Consider the following 22,209-nt stretch of genomic DNA (forward strand, 5'->3'; position numbering starts at 1 on the left):
TTTTTATTTTGCTCTTTTAGCTAAAACTTCTTGGTAAAATTGAATACTCTGCTGTGCAATTAGATCCCATTCGAATAGTGCTAAGTCTGGTGTGGCACCTGTATTTTTAAGAGACTGGGCATGTTTCACTGCTAAAGATAATTGTGAAGCATCAAGCTCGTTATTAATAAGTAGGATCCAATCTTTACCCACTTGTTGTTGTAACTCACGGAATAGCGGAGTGTCACTGGCTAAAATGGGCCTACCTACCGACAAAGCAAACAAAGCCGCGCCAGAATTTAAAACATCTGAATAAGGGAATACCACTAAATCAGTTTGTTGAATCGCGGCAATCAATTCATCGTCATCTAAAAATCTATTATCGAATTGGATATCTTGATGTCTATCTTCAGGCAAATTAGCTAAAAGTTGCTGAAGCTTTTTATCAGGCTCAGTTAAGCTCATTTTACCCTTAAAGCTAAGTTTTATTTTGTTAGCGGGAAGTTGTAAAAATGCCTGCAGTAATTTATAGGCATTTTTATAGGGGGTTATTGAGCCAAAAAATAATATTTCTGGTTGCTCGCTGCTTAAGGTATTAGACAGTTTAACGGGGTTAGTTAGTTCTTTGTAATGGCCATGAGGAATAACCGCATAAGCTTTGTGTTGTAACTGTGACTCTGCTGCTAAAGCACTATTTTTTGATGCTTCAGTCATAAATATGATGCCGTCGATGCTTTTAAGAAACCAAGGCCAAAAATAACGAGCTAAACGTTCGGAGTTGCGTTGTCCGTCTCTACGGAAATTATGTGCTGTCCAAATAATTGGTACATTTTTTATTGAGGCCATAGCAAACACTATTCGTAATAGAAAATAGCGTGGCCAGAACCTAAACCCTTTACCTGCAGCTAAAAACGCATCAGGCCAGTGAATATGAATCACGTCTGGGTTGCCAGCTAATAAAATATTTTGAGGTGAAAATTCTGTCACTCTAGCTGTTGATACTTTTGCAATTGCTTTGTATAAAAAATATTGAAAAGGATTTCGCGCGCGGTTTTTTTGTTTTGGCCAAGCAAATACTTGCTGTAATGTCTTTGATTTTTTGCGCATTATTTTAGCCAATTAAATTCTGTTGTTGTGACAATTGAGGATAAAAGCTTTGCATCTTCTGAATACAGTGCTTCAAGATTATTTTTTATGTCATCTGACATAACTTCTCGATTTTGGCCTTTTTTCTTTGCTCTCTTTTCAGCATATTTACTCATCAATACCCCAATTATTCTTAACAAAATAAATCGAGGAATACGCCTTTCAGTGTTAGGGATAGGACGCGTTTTTATTTTGCTGGCTAAATGTGCAATTTTGAGCATTTGTGGGTCGTATAACCCTATATTGCTTTCTCCTTTAGCAATAGGAATTTCACCTTGCTTATCTTTAGATACACCAAGGTGTGTTAAACATTTTTGTAATGCTCCATTCAGATCTTTTGCTACTTCATCTTGAGACAGAATTAAAAAATTTTCAGGATCATATATTTTCATCCACTTGGTGATATGTAGTCCGTAAAGTCCATAGGTAATGACAGAAGAAGCGCGATTGTTTTTCCCATTTTTAAAGTCTTCTATACAGTTCGCAAGCCCAATGTTAAGTGGCAGAGGGGGGAGGTGAGCATGGCGTACCATATAACAATAACTCGATATAGTTCGACTGATAGGCTCTCTTAAAACGATGATAAATTTACAGTTAGGTAAAGCTACTTTAATTCTGTCACGTGCTTGATCTGAACATAAATAGTCAGGTCGTTTAATTCCCTTTATGGTTTGTTTGGCTGCAGTGCTTGCAAAACTTTTCCAAGGGGCGCTTTGATAATCTGGATCTTCAAAAAAAGGACTTTCACCCACAGGCATAAAAATAGATGGATGTTGACGTAAACTTGCTTGTAAAGCTGAAGTGGCCGCTTTTTGTGCACCAAGAATAATAAAATCGATCATCTTTTGGGCCTCTTTTTAGAAACAAACTTTTGGTTTTTAATAAATTGCATCACAAAAAAAGCTAAAAAAGCTGTTGCAAATTGTGGTGCGACGCCATTTAGTGCGCCACGCATTATGATTACAATAAACCCCATAAATATGGCGTAGATAAAAAATGAAGAGGCGACGGGGATCGCATTTTTATGAGGTTTTACTTGCCATTCTATTTTTGAAATATAAAAAGCTAGTAAGAAAAAAATAATTACAGGGCCAATAATACCAAAACCCATTAATGCTTCTGCTGGTAAGGGGCTGGATACATTCGTGTATTGGTAACCTAAACCAGTAGAAACTATCTCTCCTGTATCTATGGGTTTGCCTGCCCAAATACCACGGGGTATAAAAAATAAAGCCACTCCAATAAAATTTTGTCCGTAACGTATGGGATCTACATTTTGTACAAAATACTGCACCGTTGACACTATTTGCATAAACGCATCAAAGTCGACGCGTAATAAATAACTCGTAATTGAAGATGTATCTGTACGTTGCATCGCACCAGTTAGGTTTAGTTCTCCTCTCCCAAGTGATTTAATGGTAGGAAAAACAACAAATAAAATAGCAATAGAAGCAAATGCAACCATTGCTTTGTTTTTTGGCCTGAAATAATTTACGAATGAAGTACTGAGTGCTAGAAAAATACCGAATAGTATAAATCTCGGTAATGCAGGTAAATAGTTAATTGCCATGAAGGGTAATAAAAATAGAAAAACGGCATAAAAATTTTGTTTTCGTAATTTAGGGTTATGGGTAAATTTAATAAGAAATAACAGCATTACCATAGCCAGTAGGCTTAATGAACGGCACATAAACATGAACTGCAGAGTTAGCCCTTCAAATGATTTCCCCACCGTTTCAATTCGTGCAACTAGTAGATTTGAAGGGCCCGCAATAATAGCAAATAGTATTGCTACAATAGCTAGTGACCAAGCCCATTTAGAATAAAATAGGGAATCTTTAGGGCTTAGCTGTAAGCTTGAAGCTCTGCTGATTGTGTTGCTATTTTTAAATTCTTGGAATGCAGCCCCCATTTGATATGCCATTTGTGAAAGGGCTAATAAGCTAAAAGCCCAACAAATGTAGGTTGGTTGTAATACTGCAAACCAAGGAAAAGTATTATTTGATATTTGCATGGTTGCCGGCAGAGCAATAAAAAACAGCATAAAAAATTCGAACATATATGAGATGCCGCCGCGGCGATTGTCGAGAATCATTGCTATAAATAATAATATAGAAGCAAGCAAAAAAGACTGAGCAAGTATCAATGCTAATTTCCAAGTATAGGAAAACGGCGCTATAACAAAAATCCCAATTAGGATAATAAAAGCAAAACATCGTATTAAAAATGCAAATTTATTCATGGTTGTTCAATTGCCTTTTGCCACATAGTTTTTAACGTCAACATTGAAAATTGAGAAGCAACATTTTGTGCTTCTCTCAGCTCTTGAATTTTTGTTCTATCCTGCTGCATATTGTTTAATGCAGCATATACCTCTGAATGAGCTGATTGGTTATATAACCCTGTATTTGTTTTTTTATTAAAGATCTCTCGGGGGCCTATATGGTCAGATGCTATAACGGCACAACCTGCAGCAATAGCTTCTACAATGACTATTCCAAAAAGCTCTTCCCAATTTTTTGTCTTTTGTGACAAAAGCATTAATACATCATGTTGGGCCATTATTTTAGCAAGTTTTTCTCGATCGAATATTGGCCCTAGGTAATGAATATTTGTAGGCCCGTTTTCAACTAAATTGGCTAATGGGCCATTACCAACCACTGTTAGATTTACGTCCTTGTCGGTAAGTTGTGTCATTAGCTCTATTAGTACTTTAATGCCTTTTTTCTCAGAAATTTCACCTACGTAAAGTAACTTTAAAGTACCGTTTGGCCGGTGGTTACGATTTTTACCCGCAGTAAAAAACACATCGGGTACAGCATGAGGTATGACTGTGGCTATAACACCAGTCTCTTGTTGTACTGTTTTGGCAACAACAGGTGTTACAGCAACTACTCTGACATTTGGATGATTGACAAACCTATGCCACTGTTTTTGCATATAAGATTTAACCCCATTGAGTTTAGGTTGGCGTGGGGTCTTATCTAAGCGCCAGTCATGCCATGAGGTGTGGTATACAATTTTATTATGTTTGGCTAGATGGCGATAAATCAATAATCGCCAATCCCATGGCGCAAACCCAAGCACAATGGTTTCATTTTTGACAAAAGGTATACGTAAACGAAATAAAAAATCTTTAAGTGCGTTTTGGTTACGTTGTTTAAACGAAGTGCGATCACGTAACCAAGCTCGCAGCCATTCTTTACATACACTATAGCGATGAGAGCCAGTTAACTCGACTTGCCCCGTTTTTGCCAGTTCATATAAAACTGGGAAATATTTTTGGGGGTTAGTTTCGTGAATGATCCTGAGTTTAGTTTTTTTCATGAATCAAACTTACTCAGTTTCAGTAATGTTTCGGTTTGTCTGCACCACGAATATTCAGCCGCTTTTTTTCGTCCTGCTGTTGATAATTTATCCCACAGTTCGTTTGAATTCATTAACGTGTCGATACTGTTATTGATACTTGCAAAATCATGGGGGTCGCAATATAGGGCTGCATCTGCACAACGTTCTGTCAAACTTGGTATGTTTGAAACAATAACTGGGCATCCAAATGTCATGGCTTCTATAGGTGGTAACGGGCTTGCTTCATAAAATGATGGGAACAATAAAAAACGAGCATGAGAAAAGGCGTCATAGATTTTTTGCGGATCGTTTATTTGGCCTCGCATTTCTAATCTTGGTTTGATTTCGTTTGGTATTTCTATATCAAATGAATCAAATACTCCTGAACTGGCACCAATGACTACAAAATTCATATCAGGATAAGTTTTCAAAAATTCGATAGCGGCTTTTAATACACCCTCTGCATTTTTACGCTTACTTAGCGAGCCAACATAGATACCGTATTTTCTATCTATAAGTGAAGGCAGTTGCTCTTTTTGTGCTTTATGCGCTGCATCATCTGGAATTCCGCCGTTTTGTGCCATATGGAAACGTGAGGAGTTTGCTAATTTAGGATAATGCTGTGACATGGCTCGTTTCTCTGCATCAGAAACGGTTACTATTGCATCACTTTTAGCTATTTCAATTGGGATCAGGCTTGAATATACAGCCTTGAACTTCCAACTGTATGCTGAAGGAAAATACTTGTAGGAAAGATCATGGATCATAGTGATCACACGAGTGCTTGAGGATAATAAACTCAATATAGGTGAGGTATTTCCTAGGCACCATAAGGTTTTATTTTTGCAGTATTTAGGGAGTTCAAGCTGTTCCCATAAATGTCCTGTTAATTTACCTTTTCGCGTTAACTTTATTGCCTGTAATTCAGGCATGGCAACTATATCGCCTTTTTCTGGGAGCAATACCTCTGGTGCTTTTATGATTCCTTTTAGCGCTAGTTGATCGAGTGCCACAAGAATTTCTCGTTCAACCCTTTGAACGCCGGTTATGTTTTGCAGAAGAAAACGTCCATTTAGCACTAAATTAAAACTAGTCACCGCTATTTACTCCGATAATAATATTGTTAACACTAAGCGTAAGTTAACTTTGAATTGATTTTGAGTGGCTGTTTGTAAAATACCTTTTATTTTCAAAATTCAATCCAATCTTTAAATTTTTAGTTTTCTTTAATAGTTCAAAGTACAGGGCTACCTGAGTCGAAACCATTCTCCATTCCATTGCCAATAAAGTCTGTAATTTCATTACGAAACCTTTCATTACTAAAATACTCAGCATTTTTTCGGCATTCAGTTTCCGAAAATTTATCTATATTCTGCTCAAATTTTTCAACGGCTTCTAAGATATGTTCTGGATCTTGTTTTAAGAACCATACTCCAGTGGGATTTTCTGATTGACCTAATGGTTTTACTGTCTCTGATGTACCGCCAAATCCATAACAAATAACTGGAGTACCGCAAGCTTGCGCTTCTACTGGTAAAATTCCAAAATCTTCAAATGCGGCAAATACAAATGCTTTAGCTAGTTGTATGATTTTTATCATGTCGTCTAGTTCTTGATAACCGACAAACTCGATATTGGGGGTAGCAATTCTTTTTAAATTAGCTAACTCTGGACCGTCTCCTATCACTACAAGTTTTTGATCCGTTTTTTTTGTGAAAGCTTTTACTATTAAGTCTATTTTTTTGTAGGCAACTAATCGGGAAGCCGTTACATAATAGTTTTCTCTGGTGTCTGTATTTAAACTAAATTTATCAATATTAACTGGGGGATAGATAACTTTTGATTTACGTTTATATACTTTATAAATACGACGTTGGATAAAGTTAGAGTTAGCTAAAATTGTATCTACGGTATTGATACTGCGGGCATCCCAAGCTCTAAATCTGTATATAAGTTCTTTCGCAATTTCTCTTTTTAAAAATGTAAACCGGCCTTGTATATCATTTATATATTCATGACTCAGATCCCACGCATAACGAGCAGGACTATGTATATAAGATATATGAGGCTGATCGACACTTGTTAAGACCCCTTTAGCTAAGGCGGCAGATGAGCTTAAAACGATATCATGTTTGGAAACGTCAAATTGTTCTATATGACGGGTGCACATAAGCAACATGTTTCTATAATAACGTTCAACAAAGGGCAGTTTATTTAATTTGCTAACATTGATTTTTTTAGCGTTTAAAAAGGCCGTGTCTTCCTCACTCAAAAAGTTAAATAAAGTATAAATTTCACTTTCTGGAAAAGCGCTTACAAACTGTTGAACGACTTTCTCAGCTCCACCTAAAAGAGGAAGCCAATCATGTACAATACCTACATCAAGTTCGCTTATGTCATAGCTCATTTTCAATCCAAATCATTGTTATTTTGTTTATTTAGAACACATAAGATCATCACTATCTTATTAATCTCCAAAGGCATTTTTTTGTACTTATAAAAGAAACGAGATAGTGCCTGAATTAATTTACAAAGGTATTTACATTAATAAACATGCTTACCCACAAAACCTTTGAAAATAGTGAAAATCACTATTTTAAAATCGAACCAAAGTGACCAGTTACGTATGTAATGTAAGTCGTATTTAATACGCATTTCCATTTTTTCGTCGGTATCGGTTTCGCCACGCCAGCCGCTTACTTGGGCCCAGCCGGTTATACCCGGCTTCATTTTGTGGCGTAACATGTAGTAGGTGATTTTTTTACGATATAACTCGTTGTGAGATACCGCATGGGGCCTAGGCCCCACTACTGACATATTGCCCTGTAATACGTTAAAAAATTGCGGCAGTTCGTCTAAGGATGTACGACGTAAGAACGCACCGAGTGGGGTGATGCGGGCGTCTCCTTGGGTGGCTTGTTTGACTACATCACCATTGTCCATTGTGGTCATGGAGCGGAACTTCCAAATTTTAATTTTTTTGCCGTCCATACCGTATCTGTCTTGTTTAAATATTACTGGCCCTTTAGACGTGAATTTTATGGCTAAGGCGATAAGTAGCATGGGGATGGCAATAATGCTGAGTATGATAGATGCCAGTACTATGTCTTCAATGCGTTTAAGTGCTGAGCTGCCGCCTTTCATGGGGCTGTCGTATACGCTTATGGTTTGCATTTCGCCTACGTGGCCCATTCGGGCGTGTAACAAATTAAAGGTAAACATGTCTGGAATTAGGTGTACGTCTACTGTGGTGTCGCCAAGTATTTTTAATACTTTGTCGATTCGCACATTGGCTGACATAGGCAGGGCAATAAATAGAATTTCTATTTTGTTTTCTTGGGCCATTTGCACCGCTTCTGCCATGGCACCTTGATAATAACTTTGGTATTTGGGGTCGAGCCTGTCGCAGCTACGTTCGTCAAAAACAGCTGTGAGTTTGTAACCTGTTTCTGGGTGGTGCTCAATTTCTTTGGCTAAGGCTAAACCCCGTTCGGTTAAGCCTATAATACCTATTGAGCGAGTGTTGAAGCCCTTTTTGCGCATTGAAAACAATACGGCACGAAATATGGTTCGCCATAGGCATAACAGGAAAAAGGTTGAGACTACCCATAAGCCAAGTACTACCCGAGAAAAGTATTCTGATTCTTTGGTAAAGAATAAAAACAAAAATACTGGGAATAGGGTAAGGGCCCAGCTGGTTAACACATAAAACAACATTTCTTTTAGGGTGCCAGCTCGCCATGAGCGATATAAAGCGAATAGCTCGGCAAAAAATAAATAACTGAGGTTGGCTATAAGGGCTAGGACAAAATACTTGGAGTCGTATTTACCTATGTACAATAAGCTAGTAACTGCTAAGCATATTTGAATCAATAGAATATCAATCATGCGATAAACAAAGGCAAATTGATTTATGTTGTTGCGGACAAAGCCACCTTGCTCGCTCATCTCTACTTCCTGTTAAGCGTTTGGATTTGCATTGTATACAATATTTGAAGTTGTTGAAATTATTATGACAACTCTTGTATATGTTTTTTTAGTTCGGTATTTATTTGTGCTAAATTTTTTAATCCAGTTTGGTACTCCATCTTGTATACGGGTAATATGTTAACCATTTCTGCTAGTTTTTTAAGCCTTTCTGTCTCTAACCCAAGGCCTGTGTATGCATTGGCCAATATACTGTTTTGCAATAACATCATTAAGCTAGTGCTTGCTGTTAGTTTGTTAATCTTGACTAACTGGTTTGGTTGCTCTTGTCGCTCTAAAAAATAAATCGCTTTTAACTTTTTGGGCGATTGCTCCCATATATCCTGTGTGTCTATTTTTATTTCAGATTTTGCAAACTTTTGGTGCACTGGTGCGCGTTCAGAGGTAGCGAGTTTATTTTTTAAAGCGGGTGAAGGCTTGTTTGGCGCTACTTCTGTGGAACGTGCCAAGTTAGATTGCTGTGTTAATCTTTTTTCAGACTTTGTTGAGTTTTCTGATTCAAGATCTGGGCCAAGTAATGCGTCGACGCTGTCTGGCCATAAACGTATTTTTGGCCAGCTTGGATAAACTATGTATTGTTTGGAGTCTTGTGGATAAATTGCCACCATGTCGTCTGTCATTAATTTAAACCCATGGTTTAATAATGCTGTGGTTAGGGTTGATTTACCGGTGCGGCTTGGGGCAATAATTAAATAAGCTTCATCGCCTAGGGTGACTGTGTTGGCATGAATACACGGAATATGTTGTAACTCTAACCAGCAGGCAATACCAACACTTTGAAAATAATGTTCGAATTGGGTGCCTTGTTGTTGCCAATTGACGTCAATGTGGTTGGGCGTAAAAGTGAATGTGCCTCTGCCTTCACATTCAATATTTAATACTATGCCTTTGTCGGTTTTGTATAGCTCCATGAGTGTGGTGTAGCGTTCGCCTTGATCTTTTAGGGTCCAGATGGCTTGGCTGTTAGGCTTGGGCGCTTGAGTTTGATGAATGCTTATATCAAGTTGAAACTGGGTATGACTCTGGGTTTGGCTAATAGCTAGGTTAGGGTTTTGTAGCTGGACGCCATGCAAAGGTGTATTGAGTAAAGTTTGAGTGTTTTTCTGGCTGTCCATGAACTGCTTTTAGCCTTGAGTTTGTGCTGTTAAATATGATCCTTAATGTGTGTATTAGACCATTTATTTGGGGTTGAGGAAAGCCACAAGTGGCAAGGTTAGGTAAAAGAGCTAAAAGACTAAGAGCTATTCACCACAGAGAACACAGAGGCTGCGCTACACAGAGAAAAGCAATGGATTGTTAAGATTAAAAGCTACAGGGTATTTAGGGCAACAAATTTTTTCATTACCGCATGTTGTTAGCAGGAATCACAGGAATGACAGAGCACAAAAGCTATTTACCACTGAGTTCACAGAGGCTGCGCTGCACAGAGAAAAGCAGTGGATTGTTAAGATTAAAAGCTACAGGGTATTTAGGGCAGCAAATTTTTTCATTACCGCATGTTGTTAATAGGAAACACCGGAATGACAGAGCAAAGGCCAATGCAAAAGCTATTTACCACAGAGAACACAGAGGCTGCGCTGCACAGAGAAAAGCAATGGGTGGTTAAGATTAAAAAACTCATCATCACTAATTTTTTAAGTTTTACCTCAGTGTTCTCAGTGTCCTCCGTGGTTAAATTTCTTTTGCTTTTATCTTTTACTAGAAACTGTTTTTACTTCGTGGACTCTGTGGTGCAATATATTTTTGCTGTAAAAAATTTTGACACATAAAAAAGCCCGCTGATGCGGGCTTTAATTATTATTGATATTTTATTGCTTAACCTTGGAAAGGGTTACGCTTAGTATGTCCGCCGTTTTCGTCAGGTACGCTACCTGCAAAACCTTGAGTCAACTCAGCTAAACTACCTACTTTGGTTAGTTCAGGCTTTTGATATTCACGTTTTTCGCTGGTTTGTTTATTAAAATCAGTCATTGCTATATCTCCTTAAGCCTTTAAACGACGTGCTACTAACCCACCAAGAGCTAGTAACATGATTGATAATGTTGTTGGTGCTGGTACTTCGTCTGTGTCGATCATGAATTGAAAACCATCAACTAAACCTGGGCCAGATATGGTTAAACCTGTGTAAAGCTCGTCCATATATAAACCAGAAAACAAAGCTGTTACTGGATCATGAGCTTTATCGTCATAAGTAAATTCACGACCTGCGCCAGAACCATTGGCTGACACATCAAAAAACTCAGTATCAAAAACAATGTTAGTTGTAGAGGTGTCTATAAATAATGAGGCAATATTTTTGATAGCGTTTGTAGAACGAGTGAAAGTCCAAACACCATACAGAAACTGACCATTGTCGCCACCTATTGTGTCGCCTTGCTCATATAATCCCCAATCTGCACCGTTGGCTGCACCTTCTTCTGGGAATGTTGCTCCCCAAATAGCGCTGTCTGTAGTGGCATCATCATATGTGACTGTTACTTCAATGCCTGCCATATCTGCACCAGTAACTGATTTGATAAACCCAGCCTGTGCTTGGCCACCTATAAACAAGGAAAGAAGTCCAATCGCTAATAGTTTTTTCATATCCATTCTCCGAAAGTTTAAAATGAGCTAGCTAGTTATTTAGCATAGTTCTTTGTTTAATATTTACTTACCAAAAATAAAGCAAGTACTATTCCATTATTTTATTATTGTTATATAACAACCACTTAAATTTTAAAATTTAGTGCATATTTATTTTTGAGATAAATATGGGTTGTTTATCACTAAAACTGTAAAAAGTTCTGACATACAAGTTAGTTATTAACCACACAGGTAATTGTGCGTACATCTTGTTGTCATTTTACAAAACTTATATGATTGATCTGGAACAGATTTTATATCAAAAAATTGAGAAAAGTAATGTTTATATACATTTCACGCGAATGTTCACAAAAATGTAACATTTACGATACAAATGAAGACACGCGTAAGACCTTGGACTTTGTTAGTCAATGTGCGCTTAAACATTACGCTAAACTCGATAGCTTGGTTGTTGCCCAGACCCAACAAGTTATTTTGTTTTCAAACTGTCACTTAGATAAATTACAAGCTGCAATTTCTGAGCCGGTTAATATTTCACCTTTGGCTGAATTAAAAAAATCTAGTAAAAACATTCTGTTAGGTGAGTATTCAAATCAAACTGTTACACCTTCGAAAAGTGGTGCGGGTAAAATATGCACCGATGTGGCGCTTGTTGCTCACAAAGTTGGTGCTGATTTTGATGAGTTTGCTGGAGATTGCTTTGCAAAGTTTGAACAACACTTTTATTTATATGGTTGGCATTCTGCCAGCCAATCACTGCATGTTGCTAAAAGCCCACTAAATCCGACACCTATTTATTGGGCTGAGTTGCCTCATGGTTTGGTGATTTCATATGACATCAGTTTAATCCGTGACATTTTGGCTACACCTATTACCGTTAGCCAAGCGGGTTTGGCCTCTTGGTTAAGCGGTTTTCCTAATCCTGCGGTATCTTTGTTTAATAAAATTCAGGTGTTACCCATTGGGTACAGAGTCGAAATCGACCTATCTTTGCAGGTCAATCTTATTAAGTTTTGGGATATTGATCCCGAAAATAAAGTCAGATGTAATTCTCAAGATGATTATGCCGCTTGTTTTTTCGAGACCTTGAGCGCTAGTGTGCAAAATGCGATGCAAACTGAGAATAACCAGCTTGTGTCACAAATGAGCGGTGGCATGGATTCTACTAGTATTACTGCTTTAGCAAATAAACATGCTAAAAACATTAATAAGCAAGTATTGCCTTTATCTCATATTTACAGTCAATCAACAGATTGTGATGAACAACAATTAGTTGATGATATGTTAGGTTTTTTAAAGATTGAAAACAGTATCAAAATGACAGTGGATAAGGGGCAGGATAGGGATTTTTTAAGTTTGTATCCAACTGATATTCAAAGCCCTGGTACTGTTTTATCTCCAAGGTATGTGCGTGAATTGGCTTTGGTTAAACAAGCTGGGGCTAATGTGCTTTTGTCTGGCAATGGTGGCGATGAAATGTGCTGGGGGCACAGTTTGGCTTATACCCAAAGGTTTAAGCAAGGTGACTTGAGTGTGGTGCCTGAAGTACTCAAAGCTTGTCCTAAATTAGGTATGCCTAGGTTAAGGACATCGATAAATTTGTTTGTGAAACCCTTATTGCCTGATGTGTTATTTACTTTATTGGGCAGGGCGAGTCAATTAAAGCAGAGTTTTGCTACTCCTGACTGGCTAACTGATAAAGGCAAAGAGCTAGCTGAAACCGCTAGCGCAATTGATAATCCATTTAACCTAGACCAAGATCCTGTTGGTTATAATCGCTATATCAGCCTAAAAACAACTTCTACCTATAATGCTTTGCATTCTTACGATAAATTATCTCGAAATCAGCGAATTAGAGTTAGACATCCATTTTTTGATACTAAAGTGGCTGAGTTGTCTTTTGCTTTGCCGGTAAAACAGTTGATCCAAGGTGCCTATCCTAAGTGGTTACTGCGCTATAGTATGCAAAATGAATTACCTAAAAGTGTGTGTTGGAACGTAAAGAAAACAACCTTTGATCAGCATTTTGGTAATTTGGTGCGTGAAAATGCTAGTGAGATCCGCGATATTCTTCAAGATGAAAGACTCGCGGATATGGGGTTGGTGAATCCGTCTATTTTGTTAGCTGAATTTGATACTGTGGTTGCAAGTCCTGAGCGACCTGTGCATGTGGATTTGTTGTACGCGATTTTGACTTACAGTTGGTTGCAGGCTCATTTCCCTGAATAAAAGTAGAGCAGCGCAGATAGGCGCAGACACAGCAAAGGCCAAAGCAAAAGCGATTCACCACAGAGTTCACAGAGGCTGAGCTACACAGAGAAAAACAAGGGATGGTTAAGGCAGTAGCTGAAAATAAACCGATTCCGGCTAAAAAGCACACCGGAATGACAGAGCACAAAAGCTTTTCACCACAGAGTACACAGAGGCTGCGCTGCACAGAGAAAAACCAAGGGATGGTTAAGGCAGTAGCTAGAAACTAGCATCTAGAATCTAGAAACTAGAAACTAGCATCTAGTCTATCCACTGCTATTTTAAAAGCGATTCACCACAGAGTTCACAGAGCGCTGCGCTACACAGAGAAAAACCAAGGGATGGTTAAGGCAGTAGCTGAAAATAAACCGATTCCGGCTAAAAAGCACACCGGAATGACAGAGCACAAAAGCTTTTCACCACAGAGTACACAGAGGCTGCGCTACACAGAGAAAAACAATGGGTGGTTAAGATTCAAAGCTACAGGTTTTTTTAGGACATTAAATTTTGTTATTACCGCATGTTGTTAATAGGAAACACCGGAATGACAGAGCACAAAAGCTTTTCACCACAGAGTACACAGAGGCTGCGCTGCACAGAGAAAAGCAGCAGATTGTTAAGATTCAAAAACTTATCATCACTAATTTTTTAAGTTTTACCTCAGTGTTCTCAGTGTCCTCCGTGGTTCAGTATCTTTTGGTTGTTAAAGACTAAGAGCTTTTCACCACAGAGAACACAGAGCGCTGCGCTGCACAGAGAAAAGCCAAAGGATTGTTAAGATTCAAAACTCATCATCACTAATTTTTTAAGTTTTACCTCAGTGTTCTCAGTGTCCTCCGTGGTTCAATATCTTTTGGTTGTTAAAGACTAAAAGATATTCACCACAGAGGTCACAGAACGCTGCGCTACACAGAGAAAAACCAAGGGATGGTTAAGACTAAAAGCTACAGGTTTTTTTAGGACATTAAATTTTGTCATTACTGCATGTTGTTAGTAGAAATCCAGCAGAATGATGAAGTGATTGTGTAAATCCTATAATCATCTTTTCTATATCTTTCCTCCGTGACCTTTGTGTTCTCTATGGTTCAAAATTCTTTATATTAAACTTTCTAACACTATCGTTTGTTGTTAGTAATGATATCTGCATTGTGCAATTATTAAGGCTGTGTCGGTGACTTTATAAACAAGTCTATGTTCTCTATCAATTCGACGTGACCAATATCCAGACCAATTATGTTTTAGTGGTTCTGGGTCACCAATACCTTGAAACGGTTGTCGTTTAATTTCCTTAATTAAACGATTGATTCGTTTGCTTATTTTTTTGTCCGTTTGTTGCCAGTACAAATAATCTTCCCACGCCATTTCGGCCCAAGATAGGATCATTCTTCTATCAACTCTCTTTCGACGGCTTTCCCTGTCTCGATTTGGGTGATCGCTAAGTTAAGTCTTTCAGCATTTTTAGGGCTTGCCATTAAATATGCGGTTTCTTCATAAGCTTGAAAGTCTTCCAAACTCATAACAACGGCTGGACGTCCATTTTGTCGCGTAATAATCATAGGTTTATGATCATCATTGACTTTGTCTAGCGTGCCCGCCAAGTTTGTTCTAAAAGCTGAATAACTCATGGTATCCATTTCAATAACCTCTCTATTTAGTACTTAATTATTATACTTGTACAAAAATAGGTACGCAAGTTGGTGTGATATACCTATTGGATATGCAGATAGGGGCAGAGAAGAGCAGGGCAGTACATAGAAAAAGCCAATGCAAAAGCGATTCACCACAGAGAACACAGAGGCTGCGCTACACAGAGGAAAGCAGCAGATTGTTAAGACAGTAGCTAGAAACTAGCATCTATCTACTATCCACTGTTTGTTTTAAAGGCTTTTCACCACAGAGAACACAGAGGCTGCGCTGCACAGAGAAAAACAATCGGTGGTGTAGGCAGAAGCTAGAAACTAGAGTCTAGCAACTAGTCTCTATCTACTATCCACTGTTTGTTTAAAAGGCTTTTTACCACTGAGAAATAACTAGTTAAGATATCTATTCTTAACCATAATTATCTTTGTTTTTCCTCCGTGACCTTTGTGTTCTCTGTGCCCTCTGTGGTTAAATTTCTTTTGCTTTTATCTTTTACTAGCAACTAGAATCTATCTACTATCGACTGCTATTTAAAAAAACTTTTCACCACAGAAAAATAACTAGTTAAGATATCTATTCTTAACCAAAATTATCTTTGTTTTTCCTCCGTGAACTCTGTGTCCTCCGTGGTTCAGTATCTTTTGGTTATTAAAGACTAAGAGCTATTTACCATAGAGTTTAAAAATCGTTATGCTACACACAGAAAATAATTTTAGAGGTTAGCAATAGAAGTTAATTTCCGCTAATCGCTTTTGTCTATACAGTTTTAGTTGGGTCGGGTAAAATATGCGGTAGGCATTTAAAAAATATTTTGATTACATGGGTATCTTATGAAATACGTGAAACTGATACCATTGGCAATTACAATAGCCATGTTAAGTACTTTGATTTATATGACTTTTGTGCCGTCCTATTATTTATCTGCTTCGTTGAATAACAGTGCTGTTTCTCTGCCAGATAAACAAGATGATTTTTATTTGGTGCTAAACGACAATCTTTTTCAAAAAGAAATAGAATCCTTAAATTTGAAAAAAGTTGATTTAGCCTTATCCCTTACATCAACCGAAAAAGAAATGGTAGAAATTGATAAATTAGCTCTACAGGATAAGCGTAAGGAATTACTCGTAAAGTTAACACAGCGACTAACTATCCACCAAGTAAACGATACACTTCAATTTAAGCTACATGTTATAAAACATAATATTTGGAAACAAATTTTACGATCAGCCCTTTTAAAAAATAAGGACCTTAACAAGGTATTTGATGGCCAGAAAATTGAGCCCCTTATAAGCTGGGCGACTGACTACCGTCGAGTGAGTCTAGTTTTTGTGCTAACCATGCTTTTGAGTTTTGCCCTTGCCATAATATTGTTATCATTCAAGGAAAAGCAGGGCGCATAATATGAAGTTTTTTTGGTTTATACCTGTATTTATTCTGCTTTTTCTTGTGAAAGTCTCGTTGGAACAATTGGATAATGCAAAGCGAGAAATAGACGCCAGAGCCTTTTGGGCACAGTCACAAGAAAGTGATGGTGAAAACACTGATACATTCATTTCACTCGCTATTGAAAAACTGACTTATAGCCAATTGTTTGATAAAAAAACTATATTTCATCCTGCATTATTGGGTCATCTCTATCGAGAGTTAGCTGATAATCAGAGTGACGTGGGTAAAGCTCAGGAATATTATCGACAAGCTAAGCTCAATTATTTGAATGAGTTAAAAATTAATCCCACCGAATCTATTATCTGGGCCTCGCTGGCAAGGGTTAAGAGGGATTTACAAGAAGTAGATGAGGAATATGTGAGTTACTTAGTAAACGCTAATCATTATGGTCAACATGATCCAATTACTCATATTGAGCTGGTGCAACTAGGCGCTGAAGTAATTATTAAGGATTACCCTCTATCTTCAACGTTAAAATCAATTTTTTTGCATCATTTGATTTTTGGGATAACACATCCAAAGAGTATGCAGACTATTATGCAAGATATAAACAAGGATGACAGTGCACGCAATGAATTTTGCTCATGGATTAAAGACAATAAATCCGCCAGCAAAAAATTAAAATGTACCTAGTTAGCGCATTTAACTGTTTTTAAAGCAGGTTCGTAAGCTACAAATGATTGCTAAAAATAGTACAAAATAACTTGCGTTTGCCGGGGGTAATAATGGAAAACTAACGCTCATGTGGATTAACATTCCAGATGTTGCCATTAACGCTGCTGCCGCCCCGCCTACAACCAGTTTATCACTGGCAGCATATATAAGTTTTATTGACAAAGTAATCATATATAGCATCAATATACCCAAGAGTAAGGTAATGGGAATTCCATATTCAATGGTAAATTGCAAATAATCGTTGTGTGCATGATCATAAAAACCACCGACCCTCTCGGATTTGTAGCTTGCAAATATAGTTTGAAAACTACCGGCGCCACTACCGGTAAAAGGGTAGTCCATTACTATCGGTAGTGCATCTAGTACTACTTCATCTCTACTTTCAGCCTCAAGGCTGGTGCTTGTTAATCTAGTTGTTAGTTTTTCAAGCCCAAACCAAGCACTCACTATAAACGTATCGATAATTAACATACTAATCACCAGTACTTTTAAACCTTTGGGCACTTGTTTGCCAATAAACATATATAACAGTGACACACCTAAGAAGCTTGAAAAAAAGGCAGTGTTACCCATTCTAGAGTGGGACATGACTAAGGCTATTACCATAATCACCAGACACAGCCTAACCACTGTTTTGGTTTCGAGTAACGAATAAACCCAAGATTGCCAATAGGCTTTTTTTGAAGAAAATGTACGCTGAGTCAGGGTGGTAATGAAATACCCCACACCGGCACTCAAACATAATGTAAGAAAGTTGGCAAAATGATTATGAGAAACAAAGGTGCCATCGGCCCTTAAATCGTTTTTCATAGCATAAACAAAGCTAACATCTTGTCCTGATAATATTTCAAATACCCCATAAAAAGCATTGAATGTGCCTGCGAATACCATAAACAATAACGTTAGCTGGACACGCTTTGGCGTGTTTAACAAACACAGACCAAGCAAAAATACACATAAGTACCCGCTCAATTTAAGCAGTGAGTTTATCGTCTCGTCTTTGTCTAACGTGATGCTGCCCGATTCTAGGCCTAATTTTTGGTATGCTGCAGCTGAATGTGGCGATAATATTTTTAACCAATCTAGCGGAATAGCGATATATTGAAATGCCATCCAACCAATGACGATTACAAAAATACCTATTGGAAACCAATTTTGAATAATTGTTTTTTTAGCTTGATGCCAATTAAATCCCACATAAAATAATAACAGACAATAAACAAAAATTTGGCCAATACTCCAAGCCGAAGGCCGATTACTTCCCAGAGGCAAAGGCAAAATAAATAACAGATAGAAGAAAAAAAACAAAAATAAAGTGTAGTGAGATTTTTGTGGAGATAAATCTTGTTTAGTTAGAGTCATCTATTTTATTGACCTTAATGCAGTTCTTGGATAAGTGGACTCTTAATATAGGTGTGAAAATATACAAGTAATAAAAATGCGCTATTCCAAACAACGAATAACGCATTTTTTAGTGCATTATAATATTCTAGTCAATTAGCTACCTGTGGCACATGCCTCAAACGCACTACTCCCAGGAGCTGCATTCAAATTACATTTCGCAGCACCAAGTGCGCTAAAACTGAAGATTAGCGCTGCTGTAACAGCTGTAACAGCTGCAACCGGTAGTGCTTTATTTAATATATTTTTTATCATGGTATATATCCTTTATTTCGTTTATGCAGCCTTTAACAATCATGCATATTCTATAATTGACGTTTTCTTTTTTATTATTTAACAAACGCTTGCAAAACATAAAAGAAGTATTCCTTCTTAATGTTAAAGAAAAACTTAAAAATGGTTTTGGCAAGTGTAAATTTGACTCAAATATGCGTTATTAGAACTTGGCATACTTGACTGCAACTTAAGAAAAAGCAATAAATGAGCCAAACAAGTAAGTTGCTGTTTTATAATTGAAATATCTTATTTGTAATTGTTTTAATTCTAGTTGTTGTAAAAAAAACAGACAATAGCTAAACCGGACTTACCCCTTAGTTGATTTACTTTATGCCATATCGATTTACAGTTGGTTGCAGGCTCATTTCCCTGAATAAAAATAGAAGAAGCTGAGTGGGGCAGAGAAGAGCAGTACATAAAAAAAAGCCAATGCAAAAGCGATTCACCACAGAGTTCACAGAGCGCTGCACAGAGAAAAACAATGAATGGTGTAGGCAGTAGCTAGAAACTAGAATCTAGTCTCTATCCACTGCTATTTTAAAAGCTATTTACCACAGAGAACACAGAGGCTGCGCTGCACAGAGAAAAGCCAAAGGATTGTTAAGATTCAAAACTCATCATCACTAATTTTTTAAGTTTTACCTCAGTGTTCTCTGTGCCCTCTGTGGTTAAATTTCTTTTGCTTTTATCTTTTACTAGAATCTAGAATCTATCTACTATCGACTGCTATTTAAAAAACTTTTTACCACTGAGAAATAACTAGTTAAGATATCTGTTCTTAAGCAAAATTATCTTTGTTTTTCCTCTGTGTTCTCTGTGCCCTCTGTGGTGAAATTTCTTTATCTTTTACTAGAATCTAGAATCTAGAATCTAGCCGCTATCTTCTGTTTTTTAAATTTTTCAGTACGTTTTTATGTTCAGAATCTTTGTTTACAAGTGGTACGTAGGTACTAGTTTCTTCTAGTGAGTCATTGATGATCTGGTTTTTAAAGGTTAGCCAACAGTGGGCTTCTAGATTGTCTTGTTGTTTTTTTACGCCAAAGACTAATTGAGTGGGATACCCTAAACTATCTAATATATGTTTTTGTACTGTGCATCTGCGTAAACAGTTGATGCTAACAAAATGGTTACGGGCGACTTTTTCAATTAGCCTAGTAATGATTAACACATCAGTTAGCGCTACATCTGAGAATGTATGCTTGCTTTTAAACAGTTTGTTTTTCCAGAGTTTATATGGAACATAGGAAATGAGTAGGTCCCAATAAATAAAAAGATACCAGGCTCTGAATAGTATTTTTTTATTTTTTGCTGGCATGTCCCATATCTGTTTAAGGATATTAAGCATCTTGGTTATGAGCTAAGCCATTTTTCTCTAGTTCAGTTAATAATTGATATAGATCTTGTTTAATTTCTTGGTTATCAACACTAAACTTTCGGCTGAGGTCTTGGGCGATTTCTGTTATATCTTTACCTTGTTGCAAGCCTTCTAACATTAAAGCCCCTGTTTCGTTAAGAGTATAATAGTCACCGGTTTCAGGTTCTAGAATTACTACTTCGTCTACCACTTTTTGAATTAATAATCCGTCGTTTAATTTGATATTCATGTATTTAGTCCTTTATTTTTCGCGTATGAGTTTTTTGTTTTCTAACTTATATACCAGATCGGCTACGTCATATAGTGTAGGGTCATGTGAAATAATTATGACAGTATATTGGCTAAATAAGTCTGTAAATTTGTCTTTAATGTTTTGTTTTGATACTTCGTCTAACATTGACGTGGGTTCGTCGAGCAACAAGATTTTCGGCTCGAGTAATAAAGCTCTGGCCAATGATATCCGTTGTTTTTGCCCACCCGAGAGTAACACGCCGCCTTCACCCACTTGAGTCTCGTATCCTAAGGGAAGTTCTTGGATAAACTGGTCGGCTCCTGAGGCTTGGCAGGCTTGGAGCATTTTTTGGCTACTGGGGTTTACTACACCATAAGTAATGTTTTGGGTGATGCTGCCATTGACTAATAATACGTCTTGAGAAACCAAGCCTATTTTATCTCTTACCGATGAGTTGTTTACATTGGCGATGTCTACGCCACCTATTGTGATTCGCCCTGAGGTGGGCTGATTAAACTTCATCAGTAATTGCATTAGGGTGGTTTTACCTCCGCCATTCTCGCCATATAACAGCATGATTTTTTTGTTGGCTAGGGTAAAAGATAACGATTCAAATACGGGCGGTTTATCTTTGTAGGCAAAACATACTTGCTCAAATTTTATATCTGCGGTGGTAATATCTAGGCGTTTTTTAGAGCTTGAATCGGTCTCGGATTCTAAGTGATAAAATTTCAATAATCTGTCTGAAGCACCTATTACATGTTGAACTTGACCGTATAATCCTGCCAACGATGACAGGGGCCTAGTAAATACTAATCCATATAACATCAGGCTAACTAAGTCTGGGATCAGTAGGCGACCTTCTTGAAAACGCGTAAAACAAAATAGCACAATAACCAACACCCCTAGGGATGATAAAAATTGCACCAATGGTGACATAATTGCTTGGAGTTTTAGCTGTTTGCGCCTGAGTTCTAAAATTTCGGAGGTGTGATGCTTAAATTTATCTGATTGTGCATTTTCTTGGTTGAAGGCTTTGATTAAAGAAATTGCGCCAATGTTTTCACTGGCTAAGGCTATTGAGTCGGCCTGTCGTTGCATCAGTGCTCTGGATATGGGTTGTACTCCCTTGCCGACAATTTTAAGTACTATAAATATTAATGGGATAATAAATACTACAAGCAGGGCAATGGTTGGTTCAATCTTGAACATCATAAACGATGCGCCTAACAAGACTAATATATTAGGAATTAAGTTTGTTAGCACGCTAGACGCAAAAAAGCTGATCACAGCTAAGTCGGTGCTTAACATGGATAACACGTCTCCTCGTTTGTTTTCTTTAAAAAACTGTACGGGTAACGCCTGAATATGGTCATATAAACGGCAACTTAACTCAGCCATTAAACGTGCGCCTATTAGCGACACATTGTAGGTAGATAAAAATCTGAGTAAGGAATGAAAAGCAAACAGTGCACACCACAATACTAAAATCGTGATATGTGAGTCATTAATGATAGTTGGGTTTGCAATGAAATATTCTGAGTATTTTCCAGCAAAGTAAGGGATGCTCAAACTTACGCCGGTTTCGCATAACATTAAAAATACTACATAACTAAAGGTAAACTTGTGTTCGTTAAATACCTTTATGCCATATTCAAATCTGAGCCTGTCAAACATCTACTTTATAAATCCGTTTGTTACACGATTGGCTAAGTTTCCAGTAGTGGCAGTTTAACTGATATGTAAACGCTAATAAAGTTGGTTAGCTTGTTACTAGGGGCTGTTTTTAAGCTAAATATAATTAGCTCATAGATTGTTGTACGAGTTGTGGAGTATATTTCTGTTATTATGCAGCGATTAAGTAAGTAAC

General features: G+C 37.4%; 20 protein-coding genes. 3 read left to right on the top strand and 17 right to left on the bottom strand.

The genetic code is table 11. The annotated features are described in order from the left end of the window. Window positions 1-3: 3 nt before the first annotated feature. From L0668_RS17350 to L0668_RS17395, 10 genes are all read right to left on the bottom strand, one after another. Window positions 4-1,086: a glycosyltransferase family 4 protein gene (locus tag L0668_RS17350; protein WP_235313993.1), complete on the bottom strand. Its 1,083-nt coding sequence runs from the start codon at window positions 1,084-1,086 to the stop codon at window positions 4-6. Beyond that, the gene (locus tag L0668_RS17355) at window positions 1,086-1,967 is read right to left on the bottom strand and encodes a sulfotransferase family protein (RefSeq protein ID WP_235313994.1); all 882 of its coding nucleotides are present in this window, start codon (window positions 1,965-1,967) and stop codon (window positions 1,086-1,088) included. Before L0668_RS17355 ends, L0668_RS17350 begins: the two co-directional genes overlap by 1 nt. After that, a complete protein-coding gene (locus L0668_RS17360) occupies window positions 1,964-3,367 on the bottom strand; it encodes a hypothetical protein (RefSeq protein ID WP_235313995.1) in 1,404 nt (467 codons plus the stop codon). The genes L0668_RS17355 and L0668_RS17360 overlap by 4 nt, the downstream gene beginning before the upstream one ends. Beyond that, window positions 3,364-4,452, bottom strand: coding sequence for a glycosyltransferase family 4 protein (locus L0668_RS17365; protein WP_235313996.1), 1,089 nt, complete (start codon window positions 4,450-4,452; stop codon window positions 3,364-3,366). The genes L0668_RS17360 and L0668_RS17365 overlap by 4 nt, the downstream gene beginning before the upstream one ends. Continuing rightward, window positions 4,449-5,570, bottom strand: coding sequence for a glycosyltransferase family 4 protein (locus L0668_RS20950; RefSeq protein ID WP_235313997.1), 1,122 nt, complete (start codon window positions 5,568-5,570; stop codon window positions 4,449-4,451). Before L0668_RS20950 ends, L0668_RS17365 begins: the two co-directional genes overlap by 4 nt. 137 nt (window positions 5,571-5,707) lie before the next feature. Continuing rightward, window positions 5,708-6,880, bottom strand: coding sequence for a glycosyltransferase (locus L0668_RS17375; protein ID WP_235313998.1), 1,173 nt, complete (start codon window positions 6,878-6,880; stop codon window positions 5,708-5,710). 137 nt (window positions 6,881-7,017) lie between these two features. Continuing rightward, window positions 7,018-8,421: an undecaprenyl-phosphate glucose phosphotransferase gene (locus tag L0668_RS17380; protein WP_235313999.1), complete on the bottom strand. Its 1,404-nt coding sequence runs from the start codon at window positions 8,419-8,421 to the stop codon at window positions 7,018-7,020. Window positions 8,422-8,483: 62 nt separating this feature from the next. Beyond that, a complete protein-coding gene (locus tag L0668_RS17385) occupies window positions 8,484-9,575 on the bottom strand; it encodes a phosphoenolpyruvate carboxykinase (ATP) (RefSeq protein ID WP_235314000.1) in 1,092 nt (363 codons plus the stop codon). Between the two features lie 700 nt (window positions 9,576-10,275). After that, window positions 10,276-10,431 (bottom strand): lasso RiPP family leader peptide-containing protein, encoded by a 156-nt coding sequence (locus L0668_RS17390; RefSeq protein ID WP_235314001.1) that lies wholly within the window; start codon window positions 10,429-10,431, stop codon window positions 10,276-10,278. Window positions 10,432-10,443: 12 nt separating this feature from the next. Then, the gene (locus tag L0668_RS17395) at window positions 10,444-11,043 is read right to left on the bottom strand and encodes a PEP-CTERM sorting domain-containing protein (protein WP_235314002.1); all 600 of its coding nucleotides are present in this window, start codon (window positions 11,041-11,043) and stop codon (window positions 10,444-10,446) included. Between the two features lie 318 nt (window positions 11,044-11,361). On the opposite strand from L0668_RS17395, the gene L0668_RS17400 reads away from it, so the two are divergent. Then, entirely contained in the window at window positions 11,362-13,272 is a 1,911-nt protein-coding gene (locus L0668_RS17400) for an asparagine synthase-related protein (RefSeq protein ID WP_235314003.1), read from the top strand. A gap of 1,149 nt (window positions 13,273-14,421) precedes the next feature. Here the strand turns inward: L0668_RS17400 and L0668_RS17405 are convergent. Both L0668_RS17405 and L0668_RS17410 read right to left on the bottom strand, forming a co-directional pair. After that, complete coding sequence (locus tag L0668_RS17405) at window positions 14,422-14,676, bottom strand: Txe/YoeB family addiction module toxin (protein WP_235314004.1); 255 nt, start codon at window positions 14,674-14,676, stop codon at window positions 14,422-14,424. After that, window positions 14,673-14,927: a type II toxin-antitoxin system Phd/YefM family antitoxin gene (locus L0668_RS17410; RefSeq protein ID WP_235314005.1), complete on the bottom strand. Its 255-nt coding sequence runs from the start codon at window positions 14,925-14,927 to the stop codon at window positions 14,673-14,675. Before L0668_RS17410 ends, L0668_RS17405 begins: the two co-directional genes overlap by 4 nt. Before the next feature lie 879 nt (window positions 14,928-15,806). On the opposite strand from L0668_RS17410, the gene L0668_RS17415 reads away from it, so the two are divergent. Then, a complete protein-coding gene (locus L0668_RS17415) occupies window positions 15,807-16,334 on the top strand; it encodes a hypothetical protein (protein ID WP_235314006.1) in 528 nt (175 codons plus the stop codon). A 1-nt stretch (window position 16,335) separates the two neighbouring features. Next, window positions 16,336-17,013: a hypothetical protein gene (locus tag L0668_RS17420; RefSeq protein WP_235314007.1), complete on the top strand. Its 678-nt coding sequence runs from the start codon at window positions 16,336-16,338 to the stop codon at window positions 17,011-17,013. 9 nt (window positions 17,014-17,022) lie between these two features. Here the strand turns inward: L0668_RS17420 and L0668_RS17425 are convergent, their stop codons facing one another. The 5 genes from L0668_RS17425 to L0668_RS17445 form a co-directional block, all read right to left on the bottom strand. Next, on the bottom strand, window positions 17,023-18,417 hold the full coding sequence (locus tag L0668_RS17425) for an O-antigen ligase family protein (protein ID WP_235314008.1): 1,395 nt from the start codon (window positions 18,415-18,417) through the stop codon (window positions 17,023-17,025). Window positions 18,418-18,552: 135 nt separating this feature from the next. After that, window positions 18,553-18,711 carry a hypothetical protein gene (locus tag L0668_RS17430; protein WP_235314009.1) on the bottom strand — a complete coding sequence of 53 codons (159 nt, stop codon included), beginning with the start codon at window positions 18,709-18,711 and terminating at the stop codon, window positions 18,553-18,555. A gap of 898 nt (window positions 18,712-19,609) precedes the next feature. Beyond that, window positions 19,610-20,047 carry a lasso peptide biosynthesis B2 protein gene (locus L0668_RS17435; protein ID WP_235314010.1) on the bottom strand — a complete coding sequence of 146 codons (438 nt, stop codon included), beginning with the start codon at window positions 20,045-20,047 and terminating at the stop codon, window positions 19,610-19,612. A 22-nt stretch (window positions 20,048-20,069) separates the two neighbouring features. Next, complete coding sequence (locus L0668_RS17440; RefSeq protein WP_235314011.1) at window positions 20,070-20,336, bottom strand: HPr-rel-A system PqqD family peptide chaperone; 267 nt, start codon at window positions 20,334-20,336, stop codon at window positions 20,070-20,072. A gap of 12 nt (window positions 20,337-20,348) precedes the next feature. Continuing rightward, entirely contained in the window at window positions 20,349-22,016 is a 1,668-nt protein-coding gene (locus L0668_RS17445) for an ABC transporter ATP-binding protein (RefSeq protein WP_235314012.1), read from the bottom strand. Window positions 22,017-22,209: the final 193 nt, after the last annotated feature.

This window comes from Paraglaciecola algarum, from assembly GCF_021532655.1.
Classification (GTDB): Bacteria; Pseudomonadota; Gammaproteobacteria; order Enterobacterales; family Alteromonadaceae; genus Paraglaciecola; species Paraglaciecola algarum.